The organism is Nonomuraea sp. NPDC051191, from assembly GCF_044455665.1.
GTDB lineage: Bacteria > Actinomycetota > Actinomycetes > Streptosporangiales > Streptosporangiaceae > Nonomuraea.
Genome location: NZ_JBITEZ010000006.1, coordinates 176,489 through 196,125, shown reverse-complemented (window position 1 = coordinate 196,125; position 19,637 = coordinate 176,489). Strand labels below are relative to the sequence as shown.

20 protein-coding genes are annotated in these 19,637 nt (G+C 74.0%); 10 read left to right on the top strand and 10 right to left on the bottom strand.

From position 1 onward, the window contains the following. The first annotated feature begins 41 nt into the window (after positions 1 to 41). Positions 42 to 1,613, top strand: a complete 1,572-nt coding sequence (locus ACIA8R_RS18945) for a serine/threonine-protein kinase (RefSeq protein WP_397039457.1) — start codon at positions 42 to 44, stop codon at positions 1,611 to 1,613. Between the two features lie 164 nt (positions 1,614 to 1,777). Here ACIA8R_RS18945 and ACIA8R_RS18940 read toward each other — a convergent pair whose 3' ends face one another. The 5 genes from ACIA8R_RS18940 to ACIA8R_RS18920 form a co-directional block, all read right to left on the bottom strand. Continuing rightward, positions 1,778 to 2,953 carry an ATP-binding protein gene (locus tag ACIA8R_RS18940; RefSeq protein WP_364087682.1) on the bottom strand — a complete coding sequence of 392 codons (1,176 nt, stop codon included), beginning with the start codon at positions 2,951 to 2,953 and terminating at the stop codon, positions 1,778 to 1,780. Beyond that, positions 2,950 to 3,609 carry a LuxR C-terminal-related transcriptional regulator gene (locus tag ACIA8R_RS18935; RefSeq protein ID WP_397039455.1) on the bottom strand — a complete coding sequence of 220 codons (660 nt, stop codon included), beginning with the start codon at positions 3,607 to 3,609 and terminating at the stop codon, positions 2,950 to 2,952. Before ACIA8R_RS18935 ends, ACIA8R_RS18940 begins: the two co-directional genes overlap by 4 nt. Before the next feature lie 107 nt (positions 3,610 to 3,716). After that, complete coding sequence (gene pip, locus ACIA8R_RS18930) at positions 3,717 to 4,688, bottom strand: prolyl aminopeptidase (protein ID WP_357697234.1); 972 nt, start codon at positions 4,686 to 4,688, stop codon at positions 3,717 to 3,719. 50 nt (positions 4,689 to 4,738) lie between these two features. Further along, on the bottom strand, positions 4,739 to 5,725 hold the full coding sequence (locus ACIA8R_RS18925; protein ID WP_397039454.1) for an FAD binding domain-containing protein: 987 nt from the start codon (positions 5,723 to 5,725) through the stop codon (positions 4,739 to 4,741). Beyond that, the gene (locus ACIA8R_RS18920; protein WP_364087676.1) at positions 5,722 to 6,237 is read right to left on the bottom strand and encodes a 2Fe-2S iron-sulfur cluster-binding protein; all 516 of its coding nucleotides are present in this window, start codon (positions 6,235 to 6,237) and stop codon (positions 5,722 to 5,724) included. The genes ACIA8R_RS18925 and ACIA8R_RS18920 overlap by 4 nt, the downstream gene beginning before the upstream one ends. 185 nt (positions 6,238 to 6,422) lie before the next feature. Here ACIA8R_RS18920 and ACIA8R_RS18915 point away from each other — a divergent pair, with 185 nt between their 5' ends. Next, the gene (locus ACIA8R_RS18915) at positions 6,423 to 7,091 is read left to right on the top strand and encodes a DUF4396 domain-containing protein (RefSeq protein ID WP_397039452.1); all 669 of its coding nucleotides are present in this window, start codon (positions 6,423 to 6,425) and stop codon (positions 7,089 to 7,091) included. 62 nt (positions 7,092 to 7,153) lie between these two features. Here ACIA8R_RS18915 and ACIA8R_RS18910 read toward each other — a convergent pair whose 3' ends face one another. Then, positions 7,154 to 7,498, bottom strand: coding sequence for a nuclear transport factor 2 family protein (locus tag ACIA8R_RS18910; protein WP_397039450.1), 345 nt, complete (start codon positions 7,496 to 7,498; stop codon positions 7,154 to 7,156). Between the two features lie 225 nt (positions 7,499 to 7,723). Between ACIA8R_RS18910 and ACIA8R_RS18905 the strand changes: the two genes are divergently transcribed. From ACIA8R_RS18905 to atpB, 5 genes are all read left to right on the top strand, one after another. Next, a complete protein-coding gene (locus ACIA8R_RS18905; protein ID WP_357697018.1) occupies positions 7,724 to 8,317 on the top strand; it encodes a helix-turn-helix domain-containing protein in 594 nt (197 codons plus the stop codon). 88 nt (positions 8,318 to 8,405) lie between these two features. Further along, positions 8,406 to 9,671 (top strand): MFS transporter, encoded by a 1,266-nt coding sequence (locus ACIA8R_RS18900; RefSeq protein WP_397039448.1) that lies wholly within the window; start codon positions 8,406 to 8,408, stop codon positions 9,669 to 9,671. Between the two features lie 186 nt (positions 9,672 to 9,857). Then, positions 9,858 to 11,042, top strand: coding sequence for a sensor histidine kinase (locus ACIA8R_RS18895; RefSeq protein WP_397039447.1), 1,185 nt, complete (start codon positions 9,858 to 9,860; stop codon positions 11,040 to 11,042). Then, positions 11,039 to 11,632, top strand: coding sequence for a response regulator transcription factor (locus ACIA8R_RS18890; RefSeq protein ID WP_364087658.1), 594 nt, complete (start codon positions 11,039 to 11,041; stop codon positions 11,630 to 11,632). Before ACIA8R_RS18895 ends, ACIA8R_RS18890 begins: the two co-directional genes overlap by 4 nt. A gap of 58 nt (positions 11,633 to 11,690) precedes the next feature. Further along, positions 11,691 to 12,467 carry a F0F1 ATP synthase subunit A gene (gene atpB, locus ACIA8R_RS18885; RefSeq protein WP_357697025.1) on the top strand — a complete coding sequence of 259 codons (777 nt, stop codon included), beginning with the start codon at positions 11,691 to 11,693 and terminating at the stop codon, positions 12,465 to 12,467. A gap of 5 nt (positions 12,468 to 12,472) precedes the next feature. Here the strand turns inward: atpB and ACIA8R_RS18880 are convergent, their stop codons facing one another. Continuing rightward, on the bottom strand, positions 12,473 to 13,348 hold the full coding sequence (locus tag ACIA8R_RS18880; protein ID WP_357697027.1) for a diacylglycerol kinase family protein: 876 nt from the start codon (positions 13,346 to 13,348) through the stop codon (positions 12,473 to 12,475). Positions 13,349 to 13,555: 207 nt separating this feature from the next. On the opposite strand from ACIA8R_RS18880, the gene ACIA8R_RS18875 reads away from it, so the two are divergent. Genes ACIA8R_RS18875 through ACIA8R_RS18865 form a run of 3 tightly spaced genes read left to right on the top strand, consistent with a single transcriptional unit; the run spans position 13,556 to position 16,176 of the window. After that, the gene (locus tag ACIA8R_RS18875) at positions 13,556 to 14,122 is read left to right on the top strand and encodes a hypothetical protein (RefSeq protein ID WP_364087653.1); all 567 of its coding nucleotides are present in this window, start codon (positions 13,556 to 13,558) and stop codon (positions 14,120 to 14,122) included. Positions 14,123 to 14,173: 51 nt separating this feature from the next. Further along, a complete protein-coding gene (locus ACIA8R_RS18870; protein ID WP_364087651.1) occupies positions 14,174 to 14,845 on the top strand; it encodes a response regulator transcription factor in 672 nt (223 codons plus the stop codon). Beyond that, entirely contained in the window at positions 14,842 to 16,176 is a 1,335-nt protein-coding gene (locus ACIA8R_RS18865) for a sensor histidine kinase (protein WP_397039445.1), read from the top strand. Before ACIA8R_RS18870 ends, ACIA8R_RS18865 begins: the two co-directional genes overlap by 4 nt. A 71-nt stretch (positions 16,177 to 16,247) precedes the next feature. Here ACIA8R_RS18865 and ACIA8R_RS18860 read toward each other — a convergent pair whose 3' ends face one another. The 3 genes from ACIA8R_RS18860 to ACIA8R_RS18850 all read right to left on the bottom strand — a co-directional run bounded on the left by ACIA8R_RS18860 (position 16,248) and on the right by ACIA8R_RS18850 (position 19,612). Continuing rightward, on the bottom strand, positions 16,248 to 17,222 hold the full coding sequence (locus ACIA8R_RS18860; protein ID WP_397039443.1) for a hypothetical protein: 975 nt from the start codon (positions 17,220 to 17,222) through the stop codon (positions 16,248 to 16,250). Between the two features lie 90 nt (positions 17,223 to 17,312). Continuing rightward, positions 17,313 to 18,425 (bottom strand): low temperature requirement protein A, encoded by a 1,113-nt coding sequence (locus tag ACIA8R_RS18855; RefSeq protein ID WP_364087646.1) that lies wholly within the window; start codon positions 18,423 to 18,425, stop codon positions 17,313 to 17,315. A gap of 35 nt (positions 18,426 to 18,460) precedes the next feature. Then, a complete protein-coding gene (locus tag ACIA8R_RS18850) occupies positions 18,461 to 19,612 on the bottom strand; it encodes an IS701 family transposase (protein WP_397039442.1) in 1,152 nt (383 codons plus the stop codon). Positions 19,613 to 19,637 lie beyond the last annotated feature (25 nt).

Genomic DNA, 19,637 nt, shown 5'->3' with positions numbered 1-19,637 from the left:
AAGATCGTCGCTGTTGCGAAGATCCGGCGATCGGGAGCACGATGAGCGACCCCGGCGGTTTCGGCCCCCTGGAGATGGACGAGCACGAGCGGATCGGTCCCTACCGGATCGTGGGCCGGATGGGCGCGGGCGGCATGGGCGTCGTCTACGCCGGGGTCGCGCCCGACGGGGCCCGGGTCGCGGTCAAGGTCATCCATCCGGGGCTGGCGGCCGACCCGCACTTCCACGACCGGTTCGTCCGCGAGGTGGAGGTGCTGTCGCGGGTGCGCGGGCGATGCACGGTCGCGGTCCTGTCCGCCGACACCGCCGCCTCGCCGCCGTGGCTGGCCACCGAGTTCGTGCCCGGCCAGACGCTGACCGATCACGTACGCGACCACGGGCCGCTGCCGCCGGACGAGCTGGGCGCGTTCGGGGTGGACATCGCCGAGGCGCTCACCGACATCCACCGGGCCGGGATCGTCCACCGCGACCTCAAGCCGGGCAACGTGATCGTGGCCGCGTCCGGGGCGAAGGTGCTGGACTTCGGCATCGCGCGGGCCCTCGACGAGAGCGGGCTGACCGGCACCGGCGCGCTCATCGGCTCGCCCGGCTGGATCAGCCCCGAGCAGTACCGGGGTGACCAGGCCGACGCCGCCGCCGACGTCTTCGCCTGGGGCGCGCTGATGGTCTACGCCGCGACCGGGCGGCCGCCGTTCGGGATCGGGGCGCCGGACGTGCTCGCCTACCGGGTCATGAGCGTCGATCCCGACCTGTCCGAGGTGCCCGAGGGCGTGCGCGACCTGGTCCGGGGGGCGCTCGCCAAGGACCGGGCGGCGCGTCCGGGGTCCGGCGACCTGCTCGCCGCACTCCGCTCGGGGTCGGGCACCGTGCTTCTGCCGCGGCCGCCGTCCGGCACGCTCAGTCTGACGCCGCCGCCACCTTCACCCGGCACGCTCTCCCTGACGCCGCCGCCCCCGTCTGGCGGGCAGGGGCCGCCGGCGCCGTCCCCGTCCGGGAGGCGGGCGCCGCTGTGGCCGGTGGCGGTCGCCGCCGTGGCGGTCGTCGCGGTCGTGGGGGTCGGCGCGGCGTTCGCGCTGAACGCGGCCGGGACGCCGGAGGCGCTGCAGTCCCCGGACGACGGCCCCACCACCTCCGCCTACACCGACCCGCCCGCCACCTCCGCCGACCCGGACCCGACGGACACCCCCGAGGAGAGCGAGACCCCCGAGGAGACGCACACCCCGGAGGACACCCCGACCGAGACCGGCACCCCGGAGGAGACCCCCGAGAAGACGCCCGAGGACACGCCCGAGGACACGCCCACCACGCACAGGCCCCGCGCGCTGCCGTGCGCGTCCTCGGGCTCGATCCTGCGCGAGGCCGCCGCGCTGAACGGCGGCAGCCTTCCCCAGGACGCCGTGGTCGCCCGCAAACGCTGCGTCGGCTCCTGGGTCGCCGCGGAGCTCAGCTCGCCGAGCGTCGGCGGCATCGACCTCATCGCCCGGCGGAACGCCACACGGTTCCTCGACGCCGACATCGGCAGCAACTTCTGCTCCCAGCAGGACCGCCCGGCGTTGCTGGCGAACGCCCCCGCCTCGATCAAGAGCTTCCTGTGCCCCCAGGGCTTCGGCTGACCCCCCGCGTGCCGTCGCCGCCCGCCGCAGTTCGAGGCAGGCGTCGAAGGCCGGTCCGGAGCAGCTTCGGCCACCTCCAGGGAGAGTTCGGGTTCGTCGGCACGATCGGGGACCGGGCGGCGGGTCCGGATCTGTCGTGCGGCTCGTGGTGCGTTGACAGGACGTCATTCGCCGGACGGCAGCGGGATGCGCACCGACACCAGCGTCCCCTCGCCGGGCGCGGCCTCGACGTCGGCGCTGCCGCCCACCGCGCGGGCGCTCTCCCGGATGGACCGGGCGATGCCGAGGCCGGTCGTGGGCGCGTCCGGGTCGAAGCCGCTGCCGTGGTCGAGCACGCTCAGCGCCAGCGTCCCGGACCGGCACTCCGCCCGCACCACGGCGTGCCGCACGCCCGCGTGCTTGCGCACGTTCGTCAGCGCCTCGCGCAGGATGCCGCTCAGCGCCTCGACGACCTCGGCGGGCATGCCCTCGCGTTCCGGCGCGGAACGCAGCCGTCCCGCGTTGAACTCCACCCGCAACCCGCTGCCGACGGCCTGCCGCACCACCTCCTCCAGAGCGGCCACGACGTCCTCGGCCGGGTCACCGTCGTCGCCGCGCAGGAAGGCGCGCAGCCACTGCGACTCCTCCGCCACCCGCGCCCTGACCGAGGCGTCGGCGATCCAGCCGTCGCGGGTCAGCGCCTCCATGGTCTGCAGGATCCGGTCGTGCAGCACGCGGGCCGTCCGGCCGCGCTCGCGCTCCTGCGACAGCTGCGCCGAGCGGCGCAGCTCTCCGGCCCTGGCCTCGTCCAGGTCGCGGGCGGTCCTGAACAGGATGCGCATGACGTACGCGGCCATCGTGGCGTTCGTCGTCAGCCCGGCGACGTGCGGCAGGCCGGCCCACCACGCCAGATCCGCCTGGACGTAACCGAGGACCAGCGCGCCGCCCAGCGCCGCCGTCCACGCCAGCACGACCGGGAACGTGCGGAAGGAGATCCCGGCCATGATGCCGACGAGCAGCACGTACGGCAGGACCGTGCCCGGCCAGCCGTCGGTCACCCGCGAGCCCGCGTAGTGACCGGCGGCCAGCACCGCCACGGTCACCAGGCCCAGGTCCGCGGCGAGCAGCGCGCGCGGCGCGAGCGCGGCGCGGACGGTCGTGACCACGCACACCAGCAGGCTGACGGCCCCCATCACGCCCAGCAGGTACGGCAGCGGCCCAAGCGTCAGCCACCGCCCGTCGCCCAGGACCTCCAGCGACCCGCACAGCACCAGCGCGCCCACCCGGACGACCACCATGGTGATGGCCCGGCTGCGCTCGATGCCGGCGACCGCCGTCCCCGGCGGGCGCGGGGGGCTCACGGCCGGTCGCGGCGTTCGAGCCGGTTGAGCGCCGCGCGCGTGAGCTCGGCCTTGTTGCCGACCTGGAGCTTGGCCCTGATGCGCTCGACGTAGGTGTCGACCGTGGCCTTGCTGACACCCATCCGGCGGCCCACCTGGGCGTGGGTGAAGCCCTGGGCGATGTAGGACAGGGTCTCCTCCTCCCGGGCCGACAGCCGGGGCCTCGCCTCGGCGTCCTCGCCGCCACCGTCCCCGACGGGCGGACGGGTGGTGTCGTCCAGCTCGCTCTGCAGGATGTCGGCCAGGCCCGCCGACAGGTAGAAGCCGCCCGTGGCCACCGTGCGCACGGCGGCGACGATGAGCTCGGAGGGGGCGTCCTTGGTGACGTAGCCGTTGGCTCCGCCGCGGATCGCCGCCAGTACGTCGGCGGGCCGTCCCGAGGCCGACACGATGAGGACCCGCGTGACGGCGGCCAGCTCCTTGACCGCGGCCAGGCACGGCCGGTCCTCGGCCAGGTAGAGGTCGAGGATCAGCACGTCGTACCCGGCGTCGAAGCCGCGCAGGTCCCCGACGGACGAGCCCCGCAGCACCACCTTCAGGTCCTCGTGCCGGTGAAGGAGGTACTCCAGCCCATGGCGGATCAGCTCGTGGTCGTCGATCACGGCGATCCGGATCACGTCTTGCTCCGCGGCAGGCTGCGAACGTGGTGACATGTCAACAACGGTGAGCAGAGGTGCACGGAACCAGCAAGTCCCGCAAAACCACTACAAATTCGTAGTGTAGATCACGAATCGTGTGGTGCACGGGCCTTCCGGCGGTAGCCGTCGGTGGCCCTGACGAGCTCGTGCAGGGTGCCCGGTTCGGCGCCGCCGTGGCCGGCGTCCTCGACGATCCGCAGCTCGGCCTCCGGCCAGGCGCGGTGCAGCTCCCAGGCGGCGTCGGGCGGCGTCTTCATGTCGTAGCGGCCGTTGACGATGACGCAGGGGACGTGCCGGATCGCCGCCACGTCGAGCAGCTCGCCCTCCTCCAGGAAGCAGCGCCGGGTGAAGTAGTGCGCCTCGATCCGGGCGAAGCCCAGCACCTCCCGGTCCTCCAGGGGCGGGGGAGGGACGGGCAGCAGCGTGTTGGCCGCCAGCTCCCACGCCGCCCACGCCCGCGCCGCCGGCAGGTGCACCTCCGGGTCCGGGTCGAACAGGCGGCGGTGGTAGGCGGCGAGCAGGTCGTCCCGCTCGGGCTCCGGGATCGCGTCGCGGAAGGCCGTCCACTCCGCGGGGAACAGCCGGGCCGCCCCCGAGCCGGTGAACGCCCACTCCTCGTCGGCCGCGCTCGCCAGGTAGACGCCGCGCAGCACCAGCTCGGTCACCCGGCCGGGGTGCCGGCGCGCGTACGCCAGGGCCAGGGTCGTCCCCCACGAGCCGCCGAACACCTGCCAGCGGTCGATCCCGAGCCGCCGTCTGAGCAGCTCCATGTCCGCGACCAGGTGCCAGGTCGTGTTGGCCGCCAGCGACACGCCGGGGTCGCCCGCGTGCGGGCGGCTGCGTCCGCAGTTGCGCTGGTCGAACAGGACGATCCGGTAGGCGGCCGGGTCGAAGAAGCGGCGCTGAACCGGCAGCAGGCCGCCGCCGGGGCCGCCGTGGAGGACGACGACCGGCTTGCCGTCGGGGTTGCCGCAGGTCTCCCAGTAGATCTCGGCGCCGTCGCCGACGTCGAGCAGGCCGCTCTCGTAGGGCTCGACGGGCGGGTAGAACGTCATCAGCGTCATGGCTACCAGACCTACTCGCCCGGGACGCCGGGCGCGCGGCGGATCTACGGCGTGATGGCGGCGAGTTCGGTGAGGGTGCGGCGGACCAGGCGGGCGGCCAGGATCGGCTTGAAGCCGTTGTGCCGCAGCGGGCGGGCGTCGGCCAGGGCCAGGCTCGCGGCCCGCTCGAAGGAGGCCGCGTCCGCCGTCGCTCCTTCCAGCAGGTCCTCGGCCGCGCGGGCGCGCCACGGCTTGTGCGCCACCCCGCCGAGCGCGACCCGGGCGAACACGATCCGGCCGTCCTCGACGTGCAGCAGCAGCGCCGTGCTCACCAGCGCGAACGCGAACCCGGCCCGGTCCCTGACCTTGGCGTACGTCCCGTGTCCCGGCGGCGCGGGCGGCAGGTCCACGCTGGTGACCAGTTCGCCGTCCCGCAGCACGGTCTCCACCTGCGGCGTCAGGCCGGGCAGGACGTGGAAGCCGGTGAACGGGACGCTCCGCTCCCCTTCGGGCCCCGTCAGGTTGACGGTCGCGTCGAGGACGGCCAGCGCCACGCACATGTCCGACGGGTGGACGGCCACGCAGCTCGGGCTCGCCCCCAGGACGGCGTGCGCGCGGTTGAAGCCCTCCAGCGCGTCGCAGCCCGCGCCGGGCGCGCGCTTGTTGCAGGCGGCGCCGGTGTCGTAGAAGTAGCGGCAGCGCGTACGTTGCAGCAGGTTGCCGCCGACGGTCGCCCGGTTGCGCAGCTGCGGCGAGGCGCCCGCCAGGATGGCGCGGGCGAGCACCGGATACCGCCGCCGCACCCGCGCGTCGGCCGCCACCTGGGTGTTGCCGGCCAGCGCGCCGAGCCGCAGGCCGCCGCCGGGCAGGTCCTCGACGGCCGACAGCGGCAGGCCCGAGATGTCCACGACCCGGGCCGGACGCTCGACCTCCTCCCGCAGGAGGTCGACCAGGTTCGTCCCGCCGGCCAGGTAGCGGGCCGGGCCGTCGTCCGAGGCCATCGTGACGGCCTCCGCCACGCTCGCCGCCCGCAGGTAGACGAACTCCCTCACGTCGCGGCCACCTCCCTGATGGCGGCGGCGATGTGGTGGTACGTCCCGCACCGGCACACGTTGCCCGCCATGCGCTCGCCGAGCTCGGCGTCGGTCAGCTCGCCCGGGGGAGCGGTCAGGTCGGGCGTCGCGGCGCTGGGCACGCCGTCCCGGAGCTCGGCCAGCAGGCCGACGGCCGAGCAGACCTGGCCGGGTGTGCAGTATCCGCACTGCAGCGCGTCGTGCCGGACGAACGCCTCCTGCACCCGCGCCCCCAGCTCGTCGTCGGCCAGGCCCTCGACGGTGACGATCTCCATCCCCACGCACTGGACGGCGAGCAGCAGGCACGCGTAGACCCGCAGGCCGTCGGCCAGGACGGTGCACGTGCCGCAGGCTCCCTGGTCGCAGCCCTTCTTCGTGCCGGTCAGGCGGAGGTGGTCGCGCAGGAAGTCGAGCAGTGACACGCGCGGGTCCGCCGGCGGCTCGTGCGGCTGCCCGTTGACGCGCAGCCGGAGCGGGGCACGGCCGTCCATCCCATCCCTCCGACCGTACGGACTGTGGTGATCACCGTAACCCGGGCCGGGTGGGGCGGCGGGGGTCTCTGACCTGGTCGAGGGGCAAAACGGTACCGAACATTGCCGAATACAGATGGGGGGTATAGGTTTGCGCGGGTTGAGATGTGGCTGTTCGAGGTAGAAGGTAGCAAATGTCGGAATCTATGAGGCACGGTCGGCGCGACTCCGGTCACCACGACCCCCACCCCCACGACCAGGACGCTGCCCCCGACCCCCACCCCCACCCCCACACCGCCGCCCCCGGCGCGCACGCCCACCACGGTCAGGACTCCGCCCGCGGCGACCACGCCCACCACGCCCCACACGCCCACCACCAGGAATCCGCCCACGGCGACCACGCGCAGCATGACGGCGGAGGCCACGGGCACACGATGCAGGCGACCTGGGGGGTGGCCGCCTCCGCGACGCTGCACTGCCTCACCGGGTGTGCCATCGGCGAGGTGCTCGGCATGGTGATCGCCACCGCTCTGGGCTGGCACAACCTGCCCAGCGTCGTCCTGGCCATCGTCCTGGCGTTCTTCTTCGGTTACGCGCTCACCCTGCGCGGGCTGTTCAGGGCCGGCGTGGACTGGCGCAACGCGCTGCGCCTCGCCCTGGCCGCCGACACGCTGTCCATCCTCGTCATGGAGATCGTCGACAACGGCGTCATGCTGATCATCCCGGGCGCGATGGACGCCGGGCTCGCGTCCGTCCTGTTCTGGGCGGCCCTGGCGATCTCGCTGGTGGTGGCGTTCCTCGTCACGACCCCGATCAACAAGTGGATCATCGGACGCGGCAAGGGCCACGCCGTCGTCCACGCCTACCACCACTGATCCACCGCTGATCCAGCGCTGACCCGGCGCGCCACCGGTCCCGCCGGTGGCGCGCCGCCCGCTCACCCCTTGGCGCTCACGGCCTCCGCGACCGTCAGGCTGTCCTCGTAGATGTGGCAACGGGTGATCAGCCCGTCCTCGACGGTCAGATGCAGCGCGAACGGCGACGTGTAGGAAACCCCGTGGGCGCGCACGGTCTGCACGATCCGTCCCAGCACCACGGCGTCCGGCCCGTCCACCAGAATCTGCCGCACCGTGGTGGCGTTCAGCTCCGGCACGTGATGCGTGCCCAGCGCCCGGTAGTGATCGGCCACCTCGTCCCGGCCGGACCGGGGCCGGATCCACGGCACCGCCGGATGCCCCTCGTCGGGCCGGCTGAGCTGCCAGTCGACCGGCTCGGCGAACAATCCCGCGTCCGCCCGGGATCGCCCGCGCCGACCCGCCGCAGCAACTCTTCCACGATGTCCCGTGTGTCCGTCGTCATGCCCCCAGTCTTTCGGCGCGCCTGTATGCCGTCGATCACTCCGCAGCTAATGCGATCCGTACACGACCGGATGTGGCTCCCGCGCCTGCCAGGCGGATTCCAAAGGAATCCTTGACATCGGTCGCCTGGGTGGCGGAACATTCCAAGCATGTCTTTGGAATCCTCGGGGCGGCGGCTGGTGCTCAACGATCCGGCCGCGATGCGGGCGTTCGCCCATCCGGTCCGGCTGGCGTTGCACGAGCTGTTGTTGCGGGCGGGGGCCACCACCGCCGCCGACGCCGCCCGCGAGGTCGGCATCAGCCAGGCGCTGGCCTCCTACCACCTGCGGCAACTGGCCAAGTACGGCCTGGTGGAGCAGGCCGAGGCGCGCGACGAGCGGGAGCGGCCCTGGAAGGTCACCGTCAGCGTCCAGGTGTGGGACGACGACGTGGCGGGGGCGGAGCAGTCGGCCGCCCGGAGCCTGCTGGAGCAGGTCATGGCCGAGCGGGCGTTGTCGCGGCTGGTGGAATGGCAGCAGGCGCGGCGCGACGAGGAGGAGCCCTGGCGGGGCGTCGGCGGCATCGGCAACAGCTACCTCTACGTCACCCCGGCGGAGGTCACGGCGCTCAGCGACGCCGTCGCGGACCTGCTGCGGCCGTTGATGGCCCGCGTGGACGACACGGCGGCCCGCCCCGAAGGAGCCCGGCCCGTGCTGATGACCCAACTGCTGATCCCCCTCGCTCCGACGGCCTCCGGTGACTGAGCGCCGCAGCCTCACCGGGGCGGCCGGTCAAGCGGGCGAAAGACCCGGCCCGGAGCCGCTTGCCGACCGCGCCGGTGAGCGGCCGGCCGTGGAATCGCTCGCCGACCGTGCCGGTGGGCGGCCCGTCGCGGAGCCGTCGGGGCCGGATGGTGGGGTGCGGGCGCTGGTGGGTGGAGGGCGCGGGTTCGGGCGGTTGCTGGTCGCGTCCGTCGTGTCCCAGACGGGCGACTGGGTGATCAGCACCGGGCTGGCGTTCCACGTCTACCGCCTGACGGGCTCCACCTTGTCCACCGCGATCATGCTGCTGGTCTCCCGGATGCCCCACGTCCTGCTCGGGTCCGTCGCCGGGGTGCTGGCCGACCGCTGGGACCGCCGCCGGTTGCTGGTCGTCACCGACGTGCTGCTCGGGCTGGGGCTGCTGCCCCTGCTGGCGGTACGCGACCCGGCCCAGGTCTGGATCGTCTACGCGGTCGCCCTGTGGACCGGCGTGCTCGGCACCCTGCTCGCCCCTGCGCAACGGGCGCTCGTCCCGCAGCTCGTGCCCGCCTCCGGGCTCGTCCGGGCCAACGCCCTGCACGGCCAGAGCGGCCAGCTCGCCCGCCTGCTCGGCGCGATGCTGGGCGGCGTAGCCGTCACGGCGGGTGGGCTGCCCGCGATCGTCCTGCTCGACGCGGCCAGCTTCATGATCTCCGCGGCACTGCAGGCGACCCTGCGTGTCCCGGCCCGGCCGCCGTCCGGCACGCGGGCGCCGTCCGTCCGCGCCCGGTGGGCCTCCGGGCTGCGGCTGGCCATGGGGAACGCCGGCATCCGGCTGCTGGTCGCGTACATGGTGATCACGGGGCTGGGTGAAGGGATCTTCGCCACGCTCGCCGCCCCCTTCGTGGCGGACGTCCTGGGCGGCCAGGGCGACGCGTACGGTCTGTTCCTGTCGGTGCAGGCGGTCGGCGGCCTGGCCGGCGCGCTGGCCGTGGCCTTACCCCGGCGCGACCCGGCGCCGCGCACGCTCCTCGGCTGGGGGACGGTCGCGTTCGGGCTGCTGGACCTCGCGCTGTTCGCCTACCCCCTCGCGCTGGACGCGTTGTGGCCCGCCCTGCTGCTGATCGCGCTGGCCGGGCTGCCCGCGGCGGCCGCGATGGCCGGGTTCACGACGCTGGCCCAGACGGCCACCACCGACGATCGCCGGGGCGGCGTCATCGGGCTGCTCGGCAGTGCCCAGGCCGTGACCTCGCTGCTCGGCATGGCGGCGGCCGGGGTGCTGGGGGAGGTCGTGGGCATCGTCCCGGCGTTGTGCCTGCACGCCGCCGGGCTCGTCACCGCGGGCCTGCTCGTCCTGACCCGCCGCACGTCCACCTGACTCCGCCTTTCCGTCACCACCACCGAGCCCCCCTTGCGTTCCATGACGTTTGTCATGTCGGTGTCTCTGACGCCTGGCACTACACCCGGCCCGGCCCCTCCCAGCAGGCTGTTCCCATGCTGAGAATCAAGGACGGCGGCCCCCGACAGTCGCCGCGCCGGCCGCCGGGCGTTACCGTCGGGCCCTGTGACGGGTGACGCTGCGGTGCGGGAGCTGGAGTTCGTCCGGGGACGGGTGGCGGCGCGCGCCGGGTCGTGCGTGTGGCTGCTGCTGTTGGGGTGGCCGCTGTGGTCGTTCCTCTCCTCGCGTCCCGGCGTGCTCGCGGCGGTGTGGGTGGTCGCCGGCGTCGCGGTCTTCGCGGCGTGCTGGCTGCGGGTCATGTGGCGGGTGTTCAGCCCCCTGGGGGCGGCGACGCTGACCCGGCCGGTGGTGGGGCTGGTGGCCGCGGCGCTGGCGCTGCTGCCGGTGCTGCGGGCGCCGTGGGCCTACGTCGCGTTCGTGTTCGTGGTCAGCGCCCTGTCGGCCTACCTCGGGCGGGCCGCCTTCGCCGCGTCGGCGGCGGTGACGATCGTCGTCGTGGTGGTCTCGCTGACGGCGTACGGCCGGCCGTTCGGGCAGGTCTGGTGGGTGCCCCTGGCGATCGTGGTCGAGGCGGTGACGGTGGCGAGCATCAAGCACCTGGGCGAGTTGGTCGCCCGGCTCGACGCGGCCCGCGCCCACGTCGCCCGGCTCGCCGTGGACAACGAACGCCTGCGCTTCGCCCGCGACCTGCACGACACGCTCGGCCACACGCTGACCTCGATCACCATCAGGAGCCAGCTCGCCGCCCGGCTGGCCCGTACCGACCCGGAACGGGCCGCCCGCGAGATGGCCGACGTGGAACGCGCCGCCCGCCAGGCGCTCGACGAGGTGCGCCACGCCGTGGCGGGCTGTCGTGTCCCCTCCTTGTCGGGCGAACTGCGCGCGGCCGCCCACAGCCTGAACCTGGCCGGGATCCGGCTGGAGATCTCGCCCGCGGGCGGCCCCGTCCCGGCGGCCGCCGAGACGCTGCTCGCCTGGACCGTAAGGGAGGCCGCCACGAACGTCGTGCGCCACAGCCGCGCCCACCGCTGCCACATCGACCTCGGCGTGGACGGCCACACCGCCACCGTCGAGATCCGCGACGACGGCACAGCCACCACCCCCGCCCCCGAAGCCACCAGGGCTGAGGCTGCCGGGGCCGGCAGTGCCGGGCTTGCGGGGGCCGTCGGAGGCAATGGGCTGACCGGGCTCGCCGAGCGGATCGCCGCCGTCGGTGGTCGGTTGGAGGCCGGGCCGCTGCCCGGCGGCGGATACCGTCTGCTCGCCCGAGTTCCCTTGGAGGGTCCGTGATCCGCGTCCTCATCGCCGACGACCAGGACCTCGTCCGGGGCGGCCTGGCCGCGTTGCTCGCCCTGGAGGACGGCATCGAGGTGGTGGCCGAGGTCGGCCGGGGCGACCTGGTCGAGCGAGCGGTGGCCGAGCACCGCCCCGACGTGGTCCTGCTCGACATCGAGATGCCCGGCATGTCCGGCCTGGAGGTCGCCGAACGGCTGCGCGGCCATCGGGTGGTCATCGTCACCACGTTCGGCAGGCCCGGCTATCTCAGCCGCGCCCTCGACGCGGGCGTGTCCGGGTTCGTCGTCAAGGACGCGCCGGTGGCCGAGCTGACCGCGGCCGTGCGCCGGGTGATGGCGGGGGAGACGGTGATCGACCCCAAGCTGGCGGTGTCCGCCCTGACCGTCGGGCCGAGCCCGCTGACCCAGCGCGAGGCCGAGGTGCTGCGGACCGCCTCCGGTGGCGCCACCGTGGCCGACATCGCCCGGACGCTGTTCCTCACCGAGGGCACCGTCCGCAACTACCTGTCCTCGGCGATCACCAAGACCGGCGCCCGCAACCGAGCCGAGGCCGTCCGCGTGGCCGAGTCCCGCGGCTGGCTCTGAATCCGCACCCCTCGGGAAACCCCCGAACGATCCCGCAACCTCTCAGAGGAGCTTCGCCATGCCCTCCGACGACTTCCGCCCGCCCGGACCGGAGTTGTTCGACTACCCCGCGCTGTGGGACGGCGCGCCGCTCTGGCTCACCAAGCCGGTGCTGCTGGCCGTCGCCGGCGTGCTCGTGGTGTGCGCGCTGGCCTGGGGCGCCTTCTCCCGTCCCAGGCTGGTGCCGCGCGGCCTGCAGAACGCCGGCGAGTACGCCTACCTGTTCGTCCGCGACCAGATCGCCCGCCCCTCGCTGGGCGCGGACGCCGACCGCTGGATGCCGTTGCTGCTCACGCTCTTCCTGCTGATCCTGCTCTGGAACGTGATGGGGGTGATCCCGCTGCTCCAGTTCCCGGTCACCGCGCACGTCGCCTTCCCCTGGGTGCTGGCCGGCGCGGTCTACGTGCTCAAGCTCTACCTGGGCTTCCGGCACCAGGGCCTGGCCGGCTACCTCAGGAACGCCATGTTCCCCGAGGGCCTGCCCAAGGCCCTGGCGATCACCCTGTACGCGCCGCTCGAACTGTTCTACATCTTCGTCACCGCGCCGTTCACCCACGCCGTGCGGCTGTTCGCGAACATGTTCGCCGGGCACACGCTGCTGGCCTTCTTCAGCGCGGTCGGCTACTGGTTCCTGGTGGAGCGGCCGACCGTGGGCGGCGTGGCGGTGGGCGTGCTGGGCGTGTTCATGACGTGCCTGCTGACCGCGTTCGAGATCTTCGTCATGTTCCTGCAGGCGTACCTGTTCACCATGCTCACCGCCATGTACCTGGGCCAGTCCCTGCACCCCGAGCACTGACCGGGTCAGGCCGCGGGCGGCGCCAGGACCCGCCAGGCGGCCGGCCGCACGATCCAGGTACGCCGGTCCGCCACCTGCTCCAGCTCGCCGTCCACGCTGGCCGGGACGGGACCGCCCGCGACGGTGATCCGCCTGCCCCGGTAGGTGCGCACGTCGGGCCGGTCGGGGTGCTTGCCGCGGCGCAGGCCGGTGGCGAAGGCCAGCCGCGCCAGCGGTCCGGTGGCGTAGGACACCACCACGTCGGCGAGTCCGTCGTCGGGCCGGGCCGCCGGGGCCAGCGGGGTGCCGCCGCCGATCGTGGCGCCGTTCCCGACGCCGGCCATGAGCACGCGGCGGCGGCCGGTGCACACCTGGGCGCCGTCCACCCTGATCCGCAGCCGCCAGCCGCCCGTCCCCGCGCCCGCCAGCACCGCGCCCACCGCGTACGCGGCCCGGCTCAGCAGCGGTTTGAGCGGCGCGGCCCGCTCGGCGGCGTGCGCGCCCACGCCGAGGTGGGCCGCGTTGACCACGATCCCGCCGTCGTCGTCGATCAGCAGGTCGACGGGCCGCTCGTGCCCCGCCAGCACGACGCGGGCCGCCTCGGCCGGGTCGAGCGGGATGCCCAGGGTGCGGGCCAGGTCGTTGCCGGTGCCCATGGGGATCAGGCCGATCGGGCCGGCGTCCAGGCGACCGTGCTCCAGCAGCGCGGCGACCAGCGCGTGCACGCTCCCGTCGCCGCCCATCACCACCGGGACCCGGTCGTCGTGCGAGCGCGCGGCCTCCTCCGCGCCGCCGTCGCAGACCCGCACGTCGGCCTCCGTCCGCAGCAGCCGCAGCACCTCCCGGGTGCCGTCCTCGCCGACGCCGCCGGCCTGCCGGTTGCAGATCACCAGAAGTCTCACGGGTCCTCGCCTTCCCTTCCGCTGGGCGGATGGGTCTCTTCCCCAGGGGCCCGGCACAATTCCCCGCCGCCGGGGGCGTTCGTGGTGGAGCCGCGACGCTTCTATGGCGTTTCTAAGGTTCCCCGACGGTGGGGTGAAGGTCGTCGCGGTTGAGTTGCCCGCAGCGGGCCGGGCCACTGGGGACCGGCCGCCAGAAGGGCGACCGACATGAACGCACGAAAGACCGCGCTGGCCCTCGGGACGGCGGCGGCGCTGACGCTGACCGGTTCCGGAGCGCTGCCGGCCGCGGCGGCCGGCCCGTGTGCCCAGGTCTCGGCGACCTGCTCGCCCGCCGACGTGGCCGAGGCCCACGCGGGCGAGAAGGTCGTGGACGTGCGGAAGGACCCCGCGGACGAGAAGTCCGGAGACGTGCGGAAGGACCCCGGCGACGGCAAGCCCGGCCGCGAGGACCGCCACCGGGACGGCAAGCCCGGCTGCGGCCCGGACAAGCCCGGAAAGCCCGACAAGTCGGGTAAGCCGGGAAAGGGGGACAAGAAGGACCGCGGCATCTCCCAGGAGGCGATCGCCAAGGCTCTCGCGGCCGAGCTGGGCGTCGCCCACGACCGCGCCCTGCGAGCCGTCAAGGAACTGGACGCGCTGTCGGAGAAGGGCCGGGTGGACCCGGGCTCGGCCGGGTTCCGCGCGGTGGCCGAGCACCTCGGCGTCACGCCGGACCGGCTGGAGCGGGCGCTGCGGAACGTCAAGCGCTCGCTGGCCAAGTCCGGGCCCGCATAGAGACCGCCATCGATCTTCCTCAGCCGGGGGTGCGGAGGGGAGAGTGGCACCATGCACGTCCTTGTTGCCGATGACGACGAGGCGGTCCGCCGCTCCCTGACCCACGCGCTCACCCGCGAGGGCTACGACGTCAGCGTCGCCGCCGACGGCCTGCGCGCGCTGGAGGCGGCGACCGGCGGCCGCCAGGACGCGGTCGTGCTGGACATCATGATGCCCGGCCTGGACGGCCTGGAGGTGTGCCGCCGCCTGCGGGCCGTCGGCGATCGCACCCCGATCCTGATGCTCACCGCCCGCGACCTGGTCGGCGACCGGGTCGCGGGGCTGGACGCGGGTGCCGACGACTACCTGGTCAAGCCGTTCGCGCTGGAGGAACTGCGGGCCCGGCTGCGCGCGCTGCTGCGTCGCAGCGCGCCCGCGCAGGGGCTGCTCCGCCACGCCGACCTGGAGCTGGACCCGGCCGCCTGCCGGGCCACGCGCGGCGGCCGCCCGCTCGACCTGACCAGGACCGAGTACACGCTGCTGAAGGTGTTCCTGCGCAACCCCGGCCGGGTGCTCAGCCGCGAGGTCATCTTCAACTCGGTCTGGGGGTACGACTTCGGGCCGTCCTCGAACGCGTTGTGGGTCTACATCAGCTATCTGCGGGCCAAGCTGGAGGCCGGAGGAGAGCCGCGGCTGATCCAGACCGTCCGCGGCCTGGGGTACGTGCTGCGGGAGGAGCCGTGAGGCTGCGTACCAGGGTCGCGCTGACGGTCGCCGCCGTGGTGGCCGCGGCGCTGGTGGCGGTCTCGCTGGTGGTCTACCCGGCGACCGCGGCGGGGCTGGCCGGGCAGCACGACGGCGAGCTGGTGCTGGCGGCCGGGCAGGCGCCGCGGCTGCTGGAGTCCCTGAAGACCGCCGACTCGCCGCTGCCGGCCACGCCGCTCCCGCTGGGCAACACGCTGCTGCAGTTCTGCCCCGACCCGCTGCTGACCGGCCCGACCAAGGGCTTCGTGCCGCTGGACGAGCAGGACGCGGCGGTCGCGTACGGCAAGCTGCCCCCCTATTTCCGGGACGTGACGTACGAGGGCATGCGCTACCGGCTCTACACCGCGCCGCTCAACCTGGGCAAGGGCGTCCTGGTGCGGACGGCGTTCCCGCTGAACCTGGACGAGCAGACCCTGAACGGGCTGAAGCTGCTGCTGGCGGCGCTGACCCTGGGCGGCGCGCTGGTGGCGGCGGCGGGCGCGCGCTGGCTCGCCGGCCGGGCGTTGCGGCCCGTCGCCCGGCTGACGGCGGTGGTCGAGCGGGTCACCGCCACCGGCACCCTCACCGCCGACGGCCTGGACGGCATGGGCGCGGGACGGGACGAGGTGGCCCGCCTGGCCGGCTCGTTCACCACGATGACGCACGCGCTGCGCGAGTCGGTGCTGGCCCAGCGCCGCCTGGTCGCCGACGCCTCCCACGAGCTGCGCACGCCGCTGACCAGCCTCACCACGAACCTGGAACTGCTGGAGGAGGGACGCGGCACGGCCGACCCGCAGGCCCCGGCCCTGGTGCACGAGGCCCGCGTGCAGGCCGAGGAGCTGCGGGTGCTGGTCAACGACCTGGTCGAGCTGGCCAGGCACGGCGACGCCGAACTGCACCTGGAGGACGTGCGGCTCGACCTGGTGGCCGATCGCGTGCTGGCCAGGGCCGCGGCCCGCGCCCCGCACGTACGGCTGCGCGCCGAGCTGGCCGAGTGCCTGGTGACGGCCGACGCCGACGCGATCGAGCGGGCGGTCTCCAACCTGGTGGACAACGCGATCAAGTGGAGCCCGCCCGGGGGCGTGGTGCTCGTCCGGGTGGACGCGGCGGGCGTGTTGTCGGTGGCCGACCAGGGGCCCGGCATCGCGCCCGACGACCTGCCGTTCGTGTTCGACCGGTTCTACCGCGCCGAGTCGGCCCGTTCCCTGCCGGGTTCGGGGCTCGGCCTGGCCATCGTCCGGCAGATCGCCGAGGCGCACGCCGGATCGGTCCGCGCCGAGCCGCTGCGGCCCGGTGTACGGCTGGTCCTCGCGCTTCCGGCGGCCAGCTGACACCCCGATGAGGGCGCGACCACGGACGCGGACTCCCGCACCCGCAGCCGCGCCGGTCCAGGAGACGCCGGTCAGTGGGCTGCGGGCGCGGCCCCGGCGGCGGGCACCGCCGGCGCGGCGGGCGCGGCCGGGCGGGGCATCGGCCGTGGCGGCAGAGCCATCAGGACCAGGCCGAGCACCGCCCACACACCGAGCACCGTCAGCGGGACGGCCAGGGCGGCGCCGTCGAAGTAGACCACGCTGCGCACCAGTTCGAGCGCCGACCGGGTGGGCAGCACGTACCCGAGGGCGGCGTACCAGGGCTCGATGAACGCGGCGCCGAACGGGCCGCCGCTGGCCGGCAGGCCGATGGGGATGAACAGCACCGCCGCCGCGATCACGCCGCGCGGCCCGAAGCGGCGCATCAGCCCGTTCACCGCGACCGAGACCAGGAAGATCACCGCGCCGGAGACGGCCAGGAGCCCGAGCGGGGCGCCGGTGAGCGCGCCGAGCAGGCCGTTCACGACCCAGGTGAGCGCCAGGCCGCCGGTCACCGCGCCGAGCGCGAGCACCGCCAGGCGCAGCCCCCGGTTGAGCATCGGCTGCATGCGCATGGTGAGCACGGTCGTGGCCAGCGCCGTCAGCAGCAGGCCCAGCACGTAGAACATGCCGGACACGCCGGAGGAGTCGCCCTCGGCCAGCGGGCGCACGTCCTCGACGGCGAGCTGCCGTCCAGCGGCGCGCTGCATCAGGGCGGTGAAGTGCGGGGCCGCGGTGTCGCCGCCGGCGCTCGCGACCAGCAGGCGGCCCTCGCCGCCCAGGTAGGCGGCCTCGACCTCGCGCCGGAGCACCGCCGTCCGCGCGGCCGCCGCGTCGGCGTACGGGCGCGTGTCGACGGCCCCGCCCGCGGCCTGCTCCAGCCGGGCGGCGTCGGGGCCCACCACGGCGAGCGGCACCCCGTGCGGAACCGGGTGGTGCAGCGCGCCGACGAACGAGCCGATGATCACGGCGCCGACGACCGCGGACACCAGGTAGGCGACCGCGACTCGAACAGCGGGATTCTTCATGACGCTCCTCAGTTCTCCACCTCGGCTCCGGTCCTGCGGGCGCCCGTACGACGGGCGCCGCCGCCCATACCCTGCCGGTTAGAGCGCGCGCTAAGTCAAGGCGTCGCTCTCGGATCTGGCCCGCGAATGTTCCAGGAAGTTGAACGTCATCACCACGAGCGCCAGCACGACCACGGACAGCAGCGCCGGCGCCTGCAACGCGATCGGGATGACGGCCAGGATGGCCACCGGCATGGCCAGTTGCGGTCCCGACCATCTGCCGAAGATGTGCCAGCGGGCGTAGCAGAACGTCGCGAAGTACAGGGCGCAGCCGCCGAACAGCAGCGCGGTCACGGGGGCGGTGAAGACCTGGCCGGGATGGGAGACGACCTCGGCCATGCCCACCGCCATCGCCATGATCGACCCGATGAAGGACAGGTGGCCGTAGGAGAAGACGCGCCGGATCAGGTCGGTGCGGATCACGGCCTCGTCCAGGGCCTTGGGCAGCGACTCGGCGGCGAAGATGAAGTACACCCACCACAGGGCGCAGGCCAGCACGAACGTCGCGGCGACCGCGGTGATCGAGCCGACGGCGAGCGGGCGCGCCGCCGACGCCTGCGCGCCGATGGCCAGGATCGGCTCGCCCATCGCGATGATCAGCAACAGGCCGAACCGCTCGGGTAAGTGATGGGGGTGGAAGGTGACGCGTACCAGGTGGCTGCGGGTCAGCACCGGCGCGGCCAGGTCGATGGCGGCGGCCGCGGCCCAGACCCACACCCGGGTGCCGCTGTCGAGCAGGCCCCCGGCCAGCAGCAGCGGCCCGGTCACGCACACCGAGAGCGTGAAGGGGTTGACCAGCTCGAACGGCCGCCCGCGGAAGTACAGGACGGCCAGCAGCGAGCGCTGGGCGAAGTAGGCGGCGCCGAACATCAGGCCGCGCTCCTCGTAGGCCAGGGGAGTGGCCAGCGCCATGAACAGGCCGCACAGGCTGAGCGCCAGGATGCCCAGCCGGTCGGGGGTGTTGTTGACGTCGCGGGTGTTGGCGTGCACCGCCATGCCCACCCAGGCCCAGTACGTCGGCACCAGCACGACGACGGCCTGCCCGACGCTGCCCCAGCCGTGGCCGCGGTGGAGCAGGTCGGACAGCTGGGTGACGGCGAACACGAACACCAGGTCGAAGAAGAGCTCGACCCAGGTGACTTGCTTGTCTGCTTTCGGCTTCATCGAGCGGTGTGACTCCTCGTGCGTCGTACGGGTGCTCACGCGGGCAGCAGCGCGGGCTCGGCGCCGGCCGCCAGCCGCCAGCGCACGTCGAAGGCGTAGGCGGCCGAGGCCAGCGTGACGTGGTGGTGCCAGCCGTGGAAGGAACGGCCCTCGTAGTCGAACAGCCCGAAGCCGTCGGCCAGCTCGGCGATGGCGTGGGCGGCCCGCCAGCGGGACTTGGCCAGCGCGACCAGCTCCTGCGCCGGCGGGGACATGTTCGTCAGCCAGAACGTGCGCGGCCGGGGGCGGCCGAGCGGCCACTCGATCAGCAGCCGGCGTGAGCGCGCCTGCTCGTCGGAGACCGGCAGGAGGACGAACTGCGAGCGCAGCGACCGCCCCCGCGGCCCCTCCCACCAGGCCACCGTGCGCCGCTCCAGCCCGGCCGCGGCCTGCGCCGCCTCGGCCAGCGTGACGCGGGCCCGCGGGCCGCCCCCGCGCACCACGCTCATCGAGGCCCTGACCCGGTGGCGGGCGTCGATCTCGACCACGTAGTCCAGGCCCCGGTCCTCCAGGCCGCGCACCAGGTCGGCGGCGCCCCGGACGTGGGTGAAGTCGGCCACCAGCGGCGCGACGGGCGTGCCCCAGTCGAGCGTCAGGTCGTCGACCAGGTCGATCACGTGCTCGCCGAAGGGCCGGTGGCGCTCCTGGTCGGGCACGTGCGCCTTGGCCCGCCGGTCGTGGTCGGCCTCCCACGACTGCGGCAGGCACAGCCGCCAGTTGACCGGCACGGACGCCTCGCCGGAGTTCATCAGCACCGCCGCCCCCACCTGGCAGTTGACCGTACGGCCGAGGCCGCGCACGTACTGGCGCTCCACGCCCGCCGACCAGCGGCCGTGCTTGGCGAAGGCCACCTCCTCCACCAGCCACGCGGCCGGGGGCGCGCCGGCCGACAGCACGTCGGCGACGGTACGGCGGACCGGCCGCGGGTCCCAGCGGCTCTGGTTGACGAACTGCTGCAGCGACTGGCCGTTGTGCGGGCCGCCCACCTCGTCGGCGATGCGCTGGATGGACTTGCGTCCGCCCGCGTGCAGCAGGCCGAGCACGTAGGACTCCGCCGCGCTACGCTGGTCGGAGCGCGGCAGCGAGCCGAATATCGTGACGAAGAATTCCGCGAACTCTTCGCGTTCGTTCACCGCGAGTTCTCTCATGACCGCCCCTCACCTGCATTAGAGA